Source organism: Streptomyces sp. NPDC055025, from assembly GCF_053608565.1.
Map to the genome: position 1 here is coordinate 63522 of NZ_JBSGVS010000048.1, position 14569 is coordinate 78090.

The 14569-nt window shown below is 71.0% G+C and carries 12 protein-coding genes; 7 read left to right on the forward strand and 5 right to left on the reverse strand.

The window, feature by feature from the left end; genetic code table 11:
* Positions 1-148: 148 nt before the first annotated feature.
* Positions 149-1702: an SDR family oxidoreductase gene (locus ACWGDX_RS27045; protein ID WP_453629610.1), complete on the forward strand. Its 1554-nt coding sequence runs from the start codon at positions 149-151 to the stop codon at positions 1700-1702.
* A 9-nt stretch (positions 1703-1711) separates the two neighbouring features.
* Here the strand turns inward: ACWGDX_RS27045 and ACWGDX_RS27050 are convergent, their stop codons facing one another.
* From ACWGDX_RS27050 to ACWGDX_RS27065, 4 genes are all read right to left on the reverse strand, one after another.
* Positions 1712-2785 (reverse strand): M56 family metallopeptidase, encoded by a 1074-nt coding sequence (locus ACWGDX_RS27050; protein ID WP_453629612.1) that lies wholly within the window; start codon positions 2783-2785, stop codon positions 1712-1714.
* A 4-nt stretch (positions 2786-2789) separates the two neighbouring features.
* On the reverse strand, positions 2790-3224 hold the full coding sequence (locus tag ACWGDX_RS27055) for a BlaI/MecI/CopY family transcriptional regulator (RefSeq protein WP_453629614.1): 435 nt from the start codon (positions 3222-3224) through the stop codon (positions 2790-2792).
* A gap of 289 nt (positions 3225-3513) precedes the next feature.
* The gene (locus ACWGDX_RS27060) at positions 3514-4812 is read right to left on the reverse strand and encodes a cation:proton antiporter (protein WP_453629616.1); all 1299 of its coding nucleotides are present in this window, start codon (positions 4810-4812) and stop codon (positions 3514-3516) included.
* A gap of 6 nt (positions 4813-4818) precedes the next feature.
* Positions 4819-5304: a cation:proton antiporter regulatory subunit gene (locus ACWGDX_RS27065; protein ID WP_363084291.1), complete on the reverse strand. Its 486-nt coding sequence runs from the start codon at positions 5302-5304 to the stop codon at positions 4819-4821.
* Between the two features lie 283 nt (positions 5305-5587).
* On the opposite strand from ACWGDX_RS27065, the gene ACWGDX_RS27070 reads away from it, so the two are divergent.
* Together ACWGDX_RS27070 and ACWGDX_RS27075 are read left to right on the forward strand one after the other, a co-directional pair.
* Positions 5588-6466, forward strand: coding sequence for an ABC transporter substrate-binding protein (locus tag ACWGDX_RS27070; protein WP_453629618.1), 879 nt, complete (start codon positions 5588-5590; stop codon positions 6464-6466).
* A 187-nt stretch (positions 6467-6653) separates the two neighbouring features.
* A complete protein-coding gene (locus ACWGDX_RS27075) occupies positions 6654-6887 on the forward strand; it encodes a hypothetical protein (protein WP_453629619.1) in 234 nt (77 codons plus the stop codon).
* An 84-nt stretch (positions 6888-6971) separates the two neighbouring features.
* Here ACWGDX_RS27075 and ACWGDX_RS27080 read toward each other — a convergent pair whose 3' ends face one another.
* Positions 6972-9050: a SpoIIE family protein phosphatase gene (locus ACWGDX_RS27080; RefSeq protein ID WP_453629621.1), complete on the reverse strand. Its 2079-nt coding sequence runs from the start codon at positions 9048-9050 to the stop codon at positions 6972-6974.
* Between the two features lie 321 nt (positions 9051-9371).
* Here ACWGDX_RS27080 and ACWGDX_RS27085 point away from each other — a divergent pair, with 321 nt between their 5' ends.
* The 4 genes from ACWGDX_RS27085 to ACWGDX_RS27100 all read left to right on the forward strand — a co-directional run bounded on the left by ACWGDX_RS27085 (position 9372) and on the right by ACWGDX_RS27100 (position 14490).
* The gene (locus ACWGDX_RS27085; protein ID WP_453629622.1) at positions 9372-10139 is read left to right on the forward strand and encodes a TetR/AcrR family transcriptional regulator; all 768 of its coding nucleotides are present in this window, start codon (positions 9372-9374) and stop codon (positions 10137-10139) included.
* A gap of 435 nt (positions 10140-10574) precedes the next feature.
* Positions 10575-12770, forward strand: a complete 2196-nt coding sequence (locus ACWGDX_RS27090; protein WP_453629624.1) for a discoidin domain-containing protein — start codon at positions 10575-10577, stop codon at positions 12768-12770.
* A 295-nt stretch (positions 12771-13065) separates the two neighbouring features.
* Positions 13066-13560: an NUDIX domain-containing protein gene (locus ACWGDX_RS27095; protein WP_365904234.1), complete on the forward strand. Its 495-nt coding sequence runs from the start codon at positions 13066-13068 to the stop codon at positions 13558-13560.
* A 117-nt stretch (positions 13561-13677) separates the two neighbouring features.
* Positions 13678-14490, forward strand: coding sequence for a glycoside hydrolase family 75 protein (locus ACWGDX_RS27100; RefSeq protein ID WP_453629626.1), 813 nt, complete (start codon positions 13678-13680; stop codon positions 14488-14490).
* Positions 14491-14569: the final 79 nt, after the last annotated feature.

Below are 14569 nucleotides of genomic sequence, written 5' to 3' on the forward strand. Positions count from 1 at the left end.
CGCCCTCCCAACGTCCCCTCGCCGCCCTCCCGTCGTCCTCCTGTCGTGTCCTCCCGTTGCCGATCGCCCGCCGCGGGCCCAGGCTCACGGTGAGGGGCGTAGCCAGGGAGCCCCGGCCTCGACACGGAGCCTCGAAGGGAAGTGGCATATGACATCGGGTCTGGAGTCCGGCGGCGGGCTGCGCTGTCTGGTGACGGGAGCGACGGGGTACATCGGCGGCCGGCTGGTACCCGAACTGCTCGACGCGGGCCATACGGTGCGCTGTCTGGCCCGCACGCCGGACAAGCTGCGCGATCACCCGTGGGCGGACCGTACGGAGATCGTGCGCGGCGATGTGACCGACGCGGGATCGGTCGGGGCGGCCATGGACGGCATCGACGTGGCGTACTACCTGGTGCACGCGCTCGGCACCGGACGGGACTTCGCCACCACGGACCGCCGCGCCGCCCGGATCTTCGCCGAACGCGCGAAGGCCTCGGGTGTCCGGCGCGTCGTCTATCTGGGCGCTCTCACCCCGGCCGGTGTCCCGGAGCGCGAGTTGTCGCCGCATCTGCGCTCGCGCGCCGAGGTCGGCCGTATCCTCCTCGGCTCGGGAGTGCCGACCGTGACGCTGCGGGCCGCGGTGATCATCGGTTCCGGGTCCGCCTCGTTCGAGATACTGCGCTATCTCACGGAGCGGCTGCCGGTGATGGTGACACCGAGCTGGGTCCGTACGGCGATTCAGCCGATCGCCGTAAGGGACGTACTGCGGTATCTCGTCGGCTGCGCGCGACTGCCCGCCGAGATCTGCCGGTCCTTCGACATCGGCGGCCCCGAGGTGCTGACGTACCTGGACATGATGCAGCGGTACGCGGCGGTGGCCGGCCTGCCGCGGCGGCTCATCGCTCCGGTGCCCGTCCTGACACCGCGGCTGTCGAGTCACTGGATCGGTCTGGTCACCCCGGTGCCCCGTTCGATCGCCCGGCCGCTCGCGGAGTCCCTGCGGCACGAGGTCGTCTGCCACGAACGGAACATCACCCGGTACGTCCCCGATCCGCCGGGCGGTCCGGTCACCTTCGACCGCGCGGTCGAGCTGGCGCTGCGGCGCATCCAGGACGCCCAGGTGAGCACGCGCTGGTCGTCGGCCGCGCTGCCCGGCGCTCCCAGCGATCCGCTGCCCACCGATCCCGACTGGGCGGGCGGCAGTCTCTACACCGACCGCCGCGAGCTGGCCGTGAACGCCTCGCGCGAGTCCCTCTGGCGTGTGATCGAGGGGATCGGCGGCGACAACGGCTGGTACTCACTGCCCCTGGCCTGGGCGGTACGGGGCTGGCTCGACCGGTTCGTCGGCGGGGTCGGACTGCGCCGCGGCCGACGGGACGCGCAGCGGCTGCGGGTCGGTGACTCACTGGACTTCTGGCGGGTCGAGGAGATCGAGCCGGGCAGACTGCTGCGGCTGCGCGCCGAGATGCGGCTGCCGGGACTCGCCTGGCTGGAGCTGTGGGCGGAGCAGGACGACAAGGGCCGTACGGTGTTCCGCCAGCGGGCGCTGTTCCATCCCCGGGGGCTGCTCGGGCAGGCGTACTGGTGGAGTGTCTCCCCGTTCCACGCCGTGGTGTTCGGCGGGATGGCCCGCAATATCGCCCACGCGGCCGAGTCGGCCGAGGCCACCACAGGTGCCTTGGCGAAAGCCGCCGTCACCGAGGAACCGGCCCGGGGCTGACACCACGCGTCAGAGCGGTGTGGCGGCCTTCAGAACGAGAAAAAGAGTGACCGTCGCGTTCGCCGACGAGAGCGCGGAGCCGAGCGTTCCGGCGGCGGCCGTCCAGACGGCCAGACCCACCGCGGTCGACATCGACGGCCAGTTCACCGCGGTGGGCGCGGGCTTCAGCAGGGCCGCCACCCGGCGCGGCACGGGGCCCGGTGCGGCGAAACCGGCCAGTGTCGGTGTGGGGGTGCCCCGGGAGACCAGCGCGGCCTTGCCGATGGCCCGTGCCACGACCGTACGCTCCCCGGTCACCCGGGCCGCTTCCTCGTCCGCCCACCGCTCGGTCGTGTAGGCGACGGCCGCGCGCAGCGGGCGCAGCAGCGGATTGGCCCGCGCGGCCAGCCGTACGGCCAGCAGATACCGGTGGTGGCCTCCGATGAGATGCGCCCGCTCGTGGGCGAGCAGCGCGGCGCGCTCCCGGGTGTCCAGACAGTCGAGCATCCCCGTGGACACGACGACCCGCCCCCGGCCGTGCCCACCTCCTCGCACAAGGGCACGGGCACCGGCACCGGCACCGGCACGAAAACGGACACGGATACGGATACGGATACGGGCACGGCTACGGCTACGGGCGCCGGCGCCCGTGCCCGCGTCCGGCAGCCGGGCCGCGGCGGAACCGGGCAGGGCGTAGGCGTACGGCGCCGCGTCGGTCAGCACGGCGAGTTCGCCGTCGGGCAGCCCGGCCAGGGCACGGTGTGCGCGGCGGCGCACCCGGCGATGGCGCCCCGCGGCCGCCGTACAGCCGACGGCGACCGCGGCGAGGGCGACGATGGCGGCCTTCCCGGCGATCTCGTCGTACGGAACGGCCTCGCGGACCTCGGGGTCGGACCAGGCGTCCGGCAGCGGGTTGCCGGGCAGCTGCGCCGTACCGACCACCACCAGCAGCCCCAGACAGAGCGTGCTGCACAGGGCGAGCACACCGGCCAGCCCGGACAGCAGCCGGGTGGCGACACGCGGGTGGAGATGGAGTTCGGCCAGGCGCGCGATGGGCAGCGCCGTCAGCGGCAGGACGAGCGGCAGAAAGACGAACACCCCCACCCCGTCAGCCCTCCGCCCCGTCCTCGGGGTCCTCGGGCAGCCCGAGCAGATCGCGCAGCAGCCGTTCGTCGTCCTCGGAGAGCGCGGTGACGAACCGGGCCAGGACCGCCTCGCGGTCCGCCTCCCCGTCCAGTACCTTCCGCATCCGCAGGGCGGCGAGCCCCGCCTCGTCCGAGGCGGCACACCACTCGAAGGAGCGGCCCGCCCGCTCCCGGGTGACGGCCCGTTTGGCCTGGAGCCGGGTGAGGATGGTCATCACCGTCGTGTACGCGAGATCCCCGCCGAGCCGTTCCTGCACCCAGGCGGCCGTGACGGGCCCCGGCGCCTGCCGCAGCGCGGCGAGCACCTGGGCCTCCAGCTCACCCTGGCCGCGTCGGCGTGGGCGCTCGTCCGAACCGTCCGGACCGTCCTGCCCGTCCGGTCCGCCGTGCACCCTCACGTTGTCTCCCTCCAGCCGCGCGACCGCGCCGCGTGGCAGCCGTTCATGCTACTGAGCCCGGTGTCCCCGCGTGAGCCCGGCGTCCCCGCGCTGTCGCGGGGCACCCTGGCACCGACCTTCTACACTGCTGTAGATTCTACGGTGGCCGACGGCCCGCCTCACCAGGTGTGAGACAGGCACGGCCGAAACAGGGGCACAGGACGCGGGGCGCGCGTTCTGTGCCCCGTCCGTCGTGATCCGGTGTCGTGATCCGGTGTCGTGATCCGGCCGTACCGGTCAGCGGTACCGGTCAGCCGTGGCTGGGCGCCGCGTCCGCGGCCCCGGAGGCGGGAGCCCCCGAAACGGGCTTTTCCGCGGCGGCGTCAGCGGATACGGCAGACGCGGCGGTCTCGGCGGGCGCGGTGGACACGGCCGGCGCGGCAGACGCGGCGGGCTTCGCCTTACGGGTGAGACGCCGGGCCAGCGGCTCTGTCCAGCGCGCGGCCGGCGGGCCGAGGATCACCAGGATCAGGACATACGCGGTGGCCAGCGGCCCGATCCTGGGCTCGACCCCGACCGCGAGTCCGGCGATGACGATGGAGAACTCACCGCGCGCCACGAGCGTGCCGCCGGTCCGCCAGCGGCCCGCCGTTCTGACCCCGGCGCGCTTCGCCGCGTACCAGCCGGTACCGATCTTCGTCAGGGTGGTGACCGTCGCCAGGATCAGGGCCGGGACCAGCACCGGCGGGATGGCGGCCGGGTCGGTGTTCAGCCCGAAGAAGACGAAGAAGACCGCCGCGAACAGATCGCGCAGCGGGGCGAGCAGATTGTGCGCGCCCTCGGCGACCTCGCCGGACAGCGCGATACCGACGAGGAACGCGCCGACGGCGGCGGAGACCTGGAGCTCCTGGGCCACTCCGGCGACCAGGACCGTCAGCCCGAGAACGACCAGCAGCAGCATCTCGGGGTTGTCGCTGGAGACGGCGCGGCTGATCAGCCGGCCGTGGCGCAGGGCCAGATAGAGGACCACGCCGACCGTACCGAGCGAGATCAGCAGGGTGAGGCTGCCACTGGCGAGGCTGAGTCCCGCGAGCAGGGCCGTGAGCAGCGGCAGATAGACCGCCATGGCGAGGTCTTCTATCACCAGGACGCCGAGGATCACGGGGGTTTCACGGTTGCCGAGCCGGCCGAGATCGCCGAGGACCTTCGCGATGACTCCGGAGGAGGAGATCCAGGTGACACCGGCCAGGGCGACGGCGGCGACCGGACCCCAGCCCAGGACCAGCGCGGCGAGTGCGCCCGGCACGGCGTTCAGGACGAAATCGACGATGCCGGAGGGGTACTGGGTCTTGAGATTGCTGACGAGTTCGGAGGCGCTGTATTCGAGGCCGAGCAGGAGCAGCAGCAGGATGACGCCGATCTCCGCGCCGGTGGCGATGAACTCCTCACTGGCGTTGAGCGGAAGCAGGCCGCCATGGCCGAAGGCGAGTCCGGCGAGCAGATAGAGCGGGATCGCGGAGAAGCCCACCCGACCGGCCAGCCGGCCGAGTATGCCCAGGACCAGGATGACGGAGCCGAGTTCGATGAGCAGTGCGGTGGTGTCGTGCACGGGCGTCTATCCTCCGGTGATCAGTTCGGCGACGGCGTCGACGCCTTCCCGGGTACCGACGACGACGAGGGTGTCCCCCAAGGCGAAGCGGAAGTCCGGGGTGGGCGAGGGAAAGGCGTCCGTGCGGCGCAGCACGGCCACGATGGAGGCGCCGGTACGGCTGCGTACCTGGGTGGCGCCGAGGGTGCGGCCCACGTACGGCGACCTCTTGGTGACCGGGATGTGCTCGGTGAGCAGATCGATCTCCAGGTGCTGATGCAGATGCGCGACGGGGTCGGGCATCAGCAGCTTGGAGAGCGCGGTCGCCTCGTGCGGGGCGAGGGACGCCGCGTCCTTGCAGTTGTCGTCGTCCTCGGGATCGTGGAAGGCGAGGATGCGCCGCCCGTCCTGGTGGGCGACGACCGACAGATGCTTTCCCGCGTCCGTGTTCAGGTCGTAGCGGGTACCGACCCCGGGCAGGGCGGTTTTGCTGACATGAGCGGTGGGCTCCATGAATACGCTCCATACGGGCGTGCCGAGAGGTCTTCGGACGCGAGGCCCTGTCCGGGTCGGACAGGGCCGGGGCCCCTGGGACGCGGCGGATGCGTGCTACCCGCCACCATCAGGAATTCTGCATCATCCGGCCGCGGGACCGGCCGGGACGGGCTTGGAGCGGGAGTTCACGCGGGCCGGGATGGGCAGACAGTGGGTGGCGCCCGCGCGAACGGCGCGTACCGGCGCCGCACACAGGAACCGCGCCGGAGAGAGCGGAACCACAAGCGGAACGAGGCGAGACATGAACCCGGGCAACCGCTGGGAGTTCACCGACGACCGTGGCCATCCGACCGTCGTACAGAACCGCCCGGCACGGGTGGTGGCCTATATACAGGCGGGCGCGACCCTGTGGGACCACGGGTTGCGCCCCTTGGGCGTGTTCGGCTCCCACCACGACGGCGGGACCCCCGATCCGGCGAAGGCGGGTGAGCTGCCCCTCGGCGAGCTACGCGACTTCGGGGCGGGCGGCGCCCTCGATCTGGACGCTCTGTTCGAGGCGGAGCCGGATCTGGTGATCGCCGTCAGCTACGGCGGCGGACAGGTCTACGGCATCGATCCCGAGGCGGCCAAGCGGCTGGAGGAGCGGCTGCCCGTGGTCGTCCTCGATGTGGGGAAGGACCGTACGTTCGACGGCATCAGGGACCGGTTCACGGCGCTGGCCCGCTCGCTGGACGCGCCCCGTCCGCCCGCGGTGGCCGAACTGGACCGCGCGGAGTCCCGGCTGCGTGTCTCGGCGGCGCGGCCCGGTGCGCCCCGGGTGCTGGCGCTGTCGGCCGCCGATCCGGAGACGGCGTATCTGGCCAGACCCCTGACCTGGCCGGATCTCCGCGCCCTCGGTGAGCTGGGGGTGGACCTGATCGAGCCCGAGGAGGGCGGCAGTGCCAACTGGCGTACGGCCGGCTGGTCCGAGGCCGCCGCCCTGGAGCCGGACATCGTGCTCACCGACATACGCGCCAACGCGGCGCCGCGCGCACGGCTCCGTGAGAACGCGCACTGGCGCGCCGTCGAGGAGCGGGCACGGATCGTGCCGTGGAATCCCGAGGTGCCGTACAGCCATCTCGCGCACGCCCGGTTCCTCGACACCGTCACGGACGCCGTCGAGAGCGTCCGCGCCGGGTAGACGCGCATACGGGCGGCATACGGGCGGTCTACGGTCCGGTGCCGGCCCCATGGAGACATACACACATATTGGCCCTTGTCCTGATTTATTCCGCTGAACGGGTGGGATGGGTCGCGATCCGGTCGGAAAGCGATCCCGCCGGGGCACGCATGCGGTGTTCGTACCACCACCTGACGTAGGAGTTCCTATGCGTATCCGTACCGCGCTCGCCACCACCGCCCTTGCCGCCGCCGCTCTGCTGGGTGGCGCCGGTTCGGCGTTCGCCTGTGAGGGCCACGACTCCGCGTCCGTGGCGGCGGGCGGCTTCCAGAAGGAGGGCGGCGCGGGCTACTACCACAACCTGGGCGGCCCCGCGGGTATCACCGAGGGCGCCTCCTCGTCGCACAAGGCCGGCGGATGGTTCGGCTTCCTGGACGTCTGAGTCTCCGCTCCACCGCCGATGACCGCCCTCCGCGCCTCGCGCGGAGGGCGGTCGGCCGTCGCGGCGGAAGCAGCGCCCGCGCGCTCAGCGCGGAACCGCGTCCGGCTCGAACTCGCACCAGACCGCCTTGCCGTCCCCCCGTGGCTCGACCCCCCACCGCGCGGCCACGGCGTCCACCATCAGCAGCCCCCTGCCGGAAGTCGCCGCCTCGCCGGGGGTGCGGCGGCGGGGCCAGACGCTGGAGCGGTCCTTGACCCAGAGGCGCACTCGGCGGACCGGCTCGGGCAGGACCTCCAGGGTCAGCACCGCGCCGCTCTCGGTGTGCAGCAGCACATTGACCAGCAGTTCACCCGCCGCCACCTCCACATCGTCGATCAGCGCCGCCAGACCCCAGTCCGCCAGGGCCTGGCGCAGGACGGCGCGGGTCTCGACCAGCCCCTCCGGGTCCGCCTGATGGACGTACTGATGGACCCGGGGCGCGTGGTCCGTACCGCGGTCGGGGCGGCGGCGCAGAACCAGCAGCGCCACATCGTCGCCGGTCCCCCACCGCTCCCAGAGCCGGTCCGAGAGATGGTCGGCCAGCGCGCTCGCCGCGCCCGGCCCGGATCCGACGATCTCGGCGAGCGTGTCCATACCGGCCGAGATGTCCCGGCCCGGCTCCTCGACCAGCCCGTCCGTGCAGAGCACCAACGTCTCCCCCGGCAGGAGATCGAGCCGGGTCTCGGGGAAGTCCTCGTGGCCGAAGGTCGTGGCGAAGCCCAGCGGGAGCCCGCCGCGCAGATTGGGCCAGCCGGTTCTGCCGTCGGTGTGGCGGACGAGCGGGCCGAGATGACCGGCCCGTACGGCCCGTACGACACCGCTGCCCAGATCCACCTGGGCATAGGTGCAGGTCGCGAAGCGCTCGGTGTCGAGTTCCGCGAGAAAGCGCGAGGCACGCGCCAGTACCGTCGCGGGTGTGTGGCCCTCACCCGCGAAGGCGCGCAGGGCGATCCGCAGCTGCCCCATGATGGCGGCGGCGTGGGTGTCGTGTCCCTGGACGTCGCCGACGACCACACCGACGCGGTTCCTGGGCAGCGCGATGACGTCGTACCAGTCACCGCCGACCTCTCGGCCGCTCCATGCCGCGTGGTAGCGCACCGCGATCTCGGCGCCGGGGAACTCGGGGATGTCGCGGGGCAGCATGGACGCCTGGAGACCGGTCGCGAACTCGCGTTCCTGGTCGAAGAGGATGGCGCGCTGGAGGGACTGCGCCACGATCCCGGCGAGGCCCAGACACAGCGTGCGGGTCTCGGCCGAGAAGTGCGTACGCCGCCGGTAGAAGAGCGCGAGACAGCCGATGGAACGGGCCTGGGCGATCAGCGGCAGGAAGGCCGCCGCGTTGAATCCGAGCCCGCGGACATACGGCCGCAGCCGCGGGAAACGGTCGACGACGAGATCACTGAGGGAGGTGACGAAGCGCGGCCGCTGCTTCAGGACCGCCTCGGCGAGCGGCAGTGTTCCGTCGAGTCGGTGCAGCCGCAGATCGTCCAGTACGTCCATGGACTCCCCGGTCAGCGCGATGAGCCTCAGGGTGCCGCCCTCGACCAGACCGAGCGCCAGTCCGTCGGCGCCGAAGCGCTCCAGTCCGCCCGCTCCGGTCAGTACGGCGGCGACATCGTCCACGGTGACCGCTCTGGACAGGGCTTCCGTGGTGCTCTGCACCAGACTGTTCAGCCCCGCACGGCCCATGTCGCCGGAGCCGGTCGCGCAGAATCCCGTCAGGTCCGCCGTCGCCCGGCGGACGATCCCGACGATGCGGTACGCGTGCCCCAGATCGTCGCGCAGGATCCGCCCCCGGGTATGGGTCCACTGCCGCATACCGGTACGGCGCAGCAGTTGGAAGTACGAGCCGTACGACGACCGGCCGTGCCGGACCGCCGCGTCCACGACGGCCGCGAGACGTACGCGCTCCTCGTGCGGGATACGGGGCAGCAGCGACTCCCCCGTACCGTCGTACTCGTCCGGACGAAGATCGAAGACGTCGAGGGCCGCCGCGTCCAGTTCCAGGATCCCGGTCTCGAGGTCCCAGTCGAAGCCGCCCGCGCGAGGGGGCGCGAGTGTGTCGTCGGTACCGGTCGCCGCTCGGTCCCGGTCCCGACTGCGGTCCCGATCGCGTCCTGCCATGCGCCCCGCTCCGGAGGTGGGCCGGGAGCCCCGTCAGGTCGGCCGGGCCCCTCGTCGTCGTCCGGGACACACGCTCCGCGCCCCGTGGTCCGATACCCACGGCCGGGTCCTGTCAGCCGGTCGACAGGGCTCGTCCGTCCAAGCTTGTAGCGTAACTTTCCCGGCGTATCACCGCCAATGGACCCGTCACGCTTCGGGGCCGCGGGGAAACACCGCGTCCACCGCCGGCCGCCGGCCGGTCCCGCGTGGCCGGGACCGGAGCGTAACGATGGATACGTATACGCATGAGCAACGTTACTCCTGGTTGGTAGCATCCCTCCCATGAGCACGCGAACACGCATTCTGGAGGTGGCCGCCGAGCTGCTGGCGAAGTCGCCGAACGGGGACATCTCCACGCGCGCGGTCTGTGACGCCGCCCAGGTCGGCGCGCCGGTGCTCTACCGGCAGTTCGGTGACAAGGAGGGACTCCTCTCCGCGGTCGTGGACTACGGCTTCGACGCCTATCTGGCGACCAAGCGACTCCGTGAACCGGGTACCGATCCGATCGAGGATCTGCGCGACGGCTGGGACACCCATGTCGCGTTCGCACTGGCGAACCCGAATCTGTACCGGCTGATGAACTCCCCCTCGATGCGCAAGCCGCCCGCCTCGGCCCTGGAGTCCCACCGGATCCTCACCCGCGATCTGGAACGCGCGGCGGCCCGTGGACTGCTGCGGATCTCCCCCGAACTCGCCGCCCAGATGGTCATGTCGGCCAATGTCGGTGTGGCGCTGACGCTGGTCTCGCGGCCCGCCACCTTCACCGATCCCGATATGTCACGGCGGGTCCGCGACGCGGTGCACACCGCCGTGTTCACCCCCGGGGCGATGTACGACCAGGCTCCCGCCGTCGCGTCCCCCGCTTCCGACGGATCGGCCGCCGAGACCCCGGTGGCGGCGGCCCGGCTGGGCGCGCTGCTGCGCCGGTCACCGCCGTCGGCGGTGCTGACCCCCGCCGAGACCGCGCTGCTGTCCGAGTGGCTGGAGCGCGTGGCGAACGCACCCGACGCCCCCGTCCCCGCACCGGCGTCCTCCCGTCGGGCCTTGTAACACCCCCCGGACCGCCTCCATCACCCCACGGCGCGGGGAGCGGCCCGCCGGCGACGACCTCGCTCCCGCCGTCCGGGGGCGTCCGGGCACTCCACGCCGGCCGCGCCGCCCGTACCGGACGACGTCAACGCGCCTCGGCCATCGGGCCGTTGCGGATCCCGCCCGGATCTCGCGACGATGTTTCAGACACTGCACACGCGCCGTCAGATTCTGAAACGACACCTTCCCATCACACCTCGGACACCGCGCAAAGTCCGACAATCGCCGCGTCCTGTCCGTTATTTGTTGTCGGCAGCAGAACCAACCTTGGCTGGTTCGTGCACAACTCTTGACGTGTCCGAAACACGAGAGAAGCATCTCCCCTACCGAGAGAGCGCTCTCCGGTGTCTCTCACGCTCCGCCTGTCCGCTGTCTGACGACTCAGGAGACCTGCCCATGCACGCTCCTCCGCTCACTTTGCCGGTGTACCGGAGATCCACTCCGGGCCGTCGGCGAGGACTGGCCGCTTCGGTCGCGGCCACTCTGATCGCCTCGCTGCTGCTCCTCATTCCCAGCACATCCGCCCACGCCGCGCCCACCCTGCTCTCGCAGGGCAAGCCGGTGACGGTATCCAGCACGGAGAACGGCGGCACCCCCGCCTCGGGCGCCAACGACGGGAACACCGGCACCCGTTGGTCGAGCGCCGCGTCCGACCCCCAGTGGATCCAGATCGACCTCGGCTCCAGCGTCGCGGTCAGCCAGATCGTGCTGAACTGGGAGACCGCGTACGCCAAGGCGTACAAGATCGAGTTCTCGGCCAACGGTGTCGACGGGTGGACGCAGGCCTACGCCACCACCACCTCGCCCGGTGGCACGGAGACGCTCAATGTCTCGGGCACGGCCCGCTTCGTACGGCTGACGGGCACCCAGCGGGCCACCCAGTGGGGCTACTCCCTCTGGGAGTTCCAGGTCTTCGGCGGTACCTCGGGCGGTACCGGCGACCCGATCCCGGGCGGCGGTGACCTCGGCCCCAACGTCCTGGTCTTCGACCCGTCGACCCCGAACATCCAGGGCAGGCTGGACCAGATCTTCGACCAGCAGGAGTCGGACCAGTTCGGCACCGGTCGCTACCAGTTGCTGTTCAAGCCCGGCACCTACAACAACATCAACGCCCAGCTGGGCTTCTACACCTCGATATCGGGTCTCGGTCTCTCCCCGGACGACACCACCTTCAACGGTGATGTGACCGTGGACGCCGGCTGGTTCAACGGAAACGCCACCCAGAACTTCTGGCGCTCCGCCGAGAACCTCGCGCTCAACCCGGTCAGCGGCACCAACCGGTGGGCGGTCGCGCAGGCCGCGCCGTTCCGTCGTATGCACGTCAAGGGCGGACTCAACCTCGCCCCCAACGGCTACGGCTGGGCCAGTGGCGGCTACATCGCCGACAGCAAGATCGACGGCACCGTCGGCCCGTACTCCCAGCAGCAGTGGTACACCCGTGACAGCTCCATCGGCGGCTGGACCAACGGCGTCTGGAACATGGTGTTCTCCGGGGTCGAGGGTGCTCCCGCGCAGAGCTTCCCGAACCCGCCGTACACCACGCTGAACAACACGCCCGTCTCCCGCGAGAAGCCGTTCCTCTACCTGGACGGCAACGCGTACAAGGTGTTCGTCCCCGCCAAGCGCACCAACGCGCGCGGCACCACCTGGGGCAATGGCGCTCCGCAGGGCCAGTCCCTGCCGCTCGACCAGTTCTATGTCGTCAAGCCGGGCGCGACCGCGGCGACGATCAACCAGGCGCTGGCCCAGGGGCTCAACCTCCTGTTCACGCCCGGTGTTTACCACATCAACCAGACCATCAACGTGACCCGTGCGAACACGGTCGTCCTCGGTCTGGGCCTCGCCACGATCATCCCCGACAACGGGGTGACGGCGATGAAGGTCGCCGATGTGGACGGAGTGAAGCTGGCCGGCTTCCTGATCGACGCCGGTCCGGTGAACTCCCCGACGCTGCTCGAGGTCGGACCGCAGGGCGCGTCCGCGGACCACTCCGTGAACCCCACCACGGTCCAGGACGTCTTCATCCGGATCGGTGGAGCGGGTCCGGGCAAGGCGACCACCAGCATGGTGATCAACAGCGATGACACCATCATCGACCACACCTGGGTCTGGCGTGCGGACCACGGCGCCGGCGTCGGCTGGGAGACCAACCGCGCGGACTACGGCGTCCGGGTCAACGGTGACGATGTCCTGGCGACCGGTCTCTTCGTCGAGCACTTCAACAAGTACGACGTGGAGTGGTACGGCGAGAACGGCAGAACGATCTTCTTCCAGAACGAGAAGGCGTACGACGCGCCGACCCAGGCCTCGATCCAGAACGGCAGCATCAAGGGGTACGCCGCCTACAAGGTCGCGGACTCCGTCAACAACCACGAGGCATGGGGTCTGGGCAGTTACTGCAACTACACCTCGGACCCGACGATCCAGCAGGACCATGGATTCCAGGCACCGGTCAAACCCGGTGTGAAGTTCCACGATCTCCTGGTCGTCTCCCTCGGTGGCATGGGTCAGTACAACCACGTCATCAACAGCACGGGCGCGCCGACCTCGGGAACCTCGACGATCCCCTCGAACATCGTCTCCTTCCCGTAGCACGTACGGGGTTCTGTTCCCCTAGCACATACGGGGTCCCGTTCCCGTAGCACACCCGGCCCGGCCTCCCCGCGAGGCCGGGCCGGTCCGTCCGGCGGCCGGCCCAGGCCTGCCGCCGGACGGCGCAATCGTTCATACGATCGGCTCGGCGGTATCACCGCAATGCTCCGGCGTGTCAGACCGGGCCGGAGCCCCCGCCGTTCCCGCGCAGCGCGCGGATCAGCCCCCGCCGGGGCGGCGCACTCCCCCGGCGCGCGAATGGCGATGCCGCACGCCCCCGCCCAGACTTGACGGCATGTCGGGCAAACGAAGCGCGGGTCTCCTCCTGTACCGGGTCATGGACACCGGTCTCGAAGTGCTTCTCGGACACATGGGCGGACCGTACTGGTCGGGCCGCGATACCGCCGCCTGGACCATCCCCAAGGGTGAGTACGGATCAGCGGAACGGCCCGAGGACGCGGCCCGCAGGGAGTTCCAGGAGGAGCTGGGGCTGCCCGTGCCCGAGGGGCCGTGGACCCCCCTCGGCGAAGCCCGCCAAAGGAGTGGCAAGACCGTCACCGCCTGGGCTGTCGAGGGTGATCTGGATCCCGCGGCGGCCGTCTTCGGCACCTTCGCCATGGAGTGGCCCAGGGGGTCGGGTGTGGTGCGTGAGTTCCCCGAGCTGGACCGGGTCGGCTGGTTCCTTTTGCCGGATGCCGTGGAACCGCTGGTAACGGGACAGCGAGTGTTCCTCGAACGACTGGACGAGTGCATAGGCGACGACCGCCGTCCGTCTCCGTCCGGTCGCTAGAACACCCGCTGCCCCGAAGCCGTCCGAGGAACCGTCCCAGGAGCTGTCCAAGGAACCGTCCAGGAGCCGTCGGGGCCCCGCCACCCAGTCCAGGAACCAGGAAGGGCATCATCCCCCGTGCACCCTCGCACCTATGTCCTCATCGCCGTCGGTTCGGCCCTGCTGGCCGCCGCGGCCGTCCCCATCACCGTGCTCCCCGCCCTGGCCCAGTCCACCGACGAGCCGCCCCCCGTCCCACGGGCCGAACGCCGGGGAGTCCCGGGACCGCCGGCCGGCCGGCCCGCGGCGGGACCGCCACCACCCGCCCGAAGACCGCCGGCCGGAGGCGGTCCGTCCACCGAGGGGGGACCGGTCACGGCCGAGGCCCTGCTCTCCAAGGTCAGCCACTGCCAGCAGATCTCCAACGGCCTCTACCGCACCCGGGAGAGCTCCACCACCGCGGTTCCGGTCTGCGACGCGAACGGCGCCGTCTTCTGGAAGGCCGACATGGACATCGACTGCGACGGCCAGGTGTCCGACCGCTGCAACACCAGGACCGACCCCTACTTCCAGAGCATGACCGCCTACACCGAGTCCAGCGGCAAGGCGCTCAACGCCAAGGAACTGCCGTACATCGTCGTACCGACCCCCAGCGCCATCTGGAACTACCGCGCGTCGGGCATCCGGGGCGGGTCGGTCGCGGCGGTCATCCACGGCGACCGGGTCCAGTACGCCGTCGTCGGGGACACCGGGCCGCCCGGGATCATCGGTGAGGGATCGCTCGCGACCGCCCAGGGGCTGGGTATCGCGACCGACCCGTCGCGCGGCGGCGTCGGCGAGGGGGTGACCTACATCCTCTTCAAGAACTCGGAGGTCGCGTCCCTGGAGGACCAGGACAGCGCCACCCTCCAGGGCGAGGAACTCGCGCGGCAGTTCCTGCTGGAGAACTGACGGCGGGTCGGACCAGTGAGCTGACGGCGGGCTGACAGCGGAGCGGGGGGTGGTGTGCGGCGGGAAGCCCCCGCCGCAC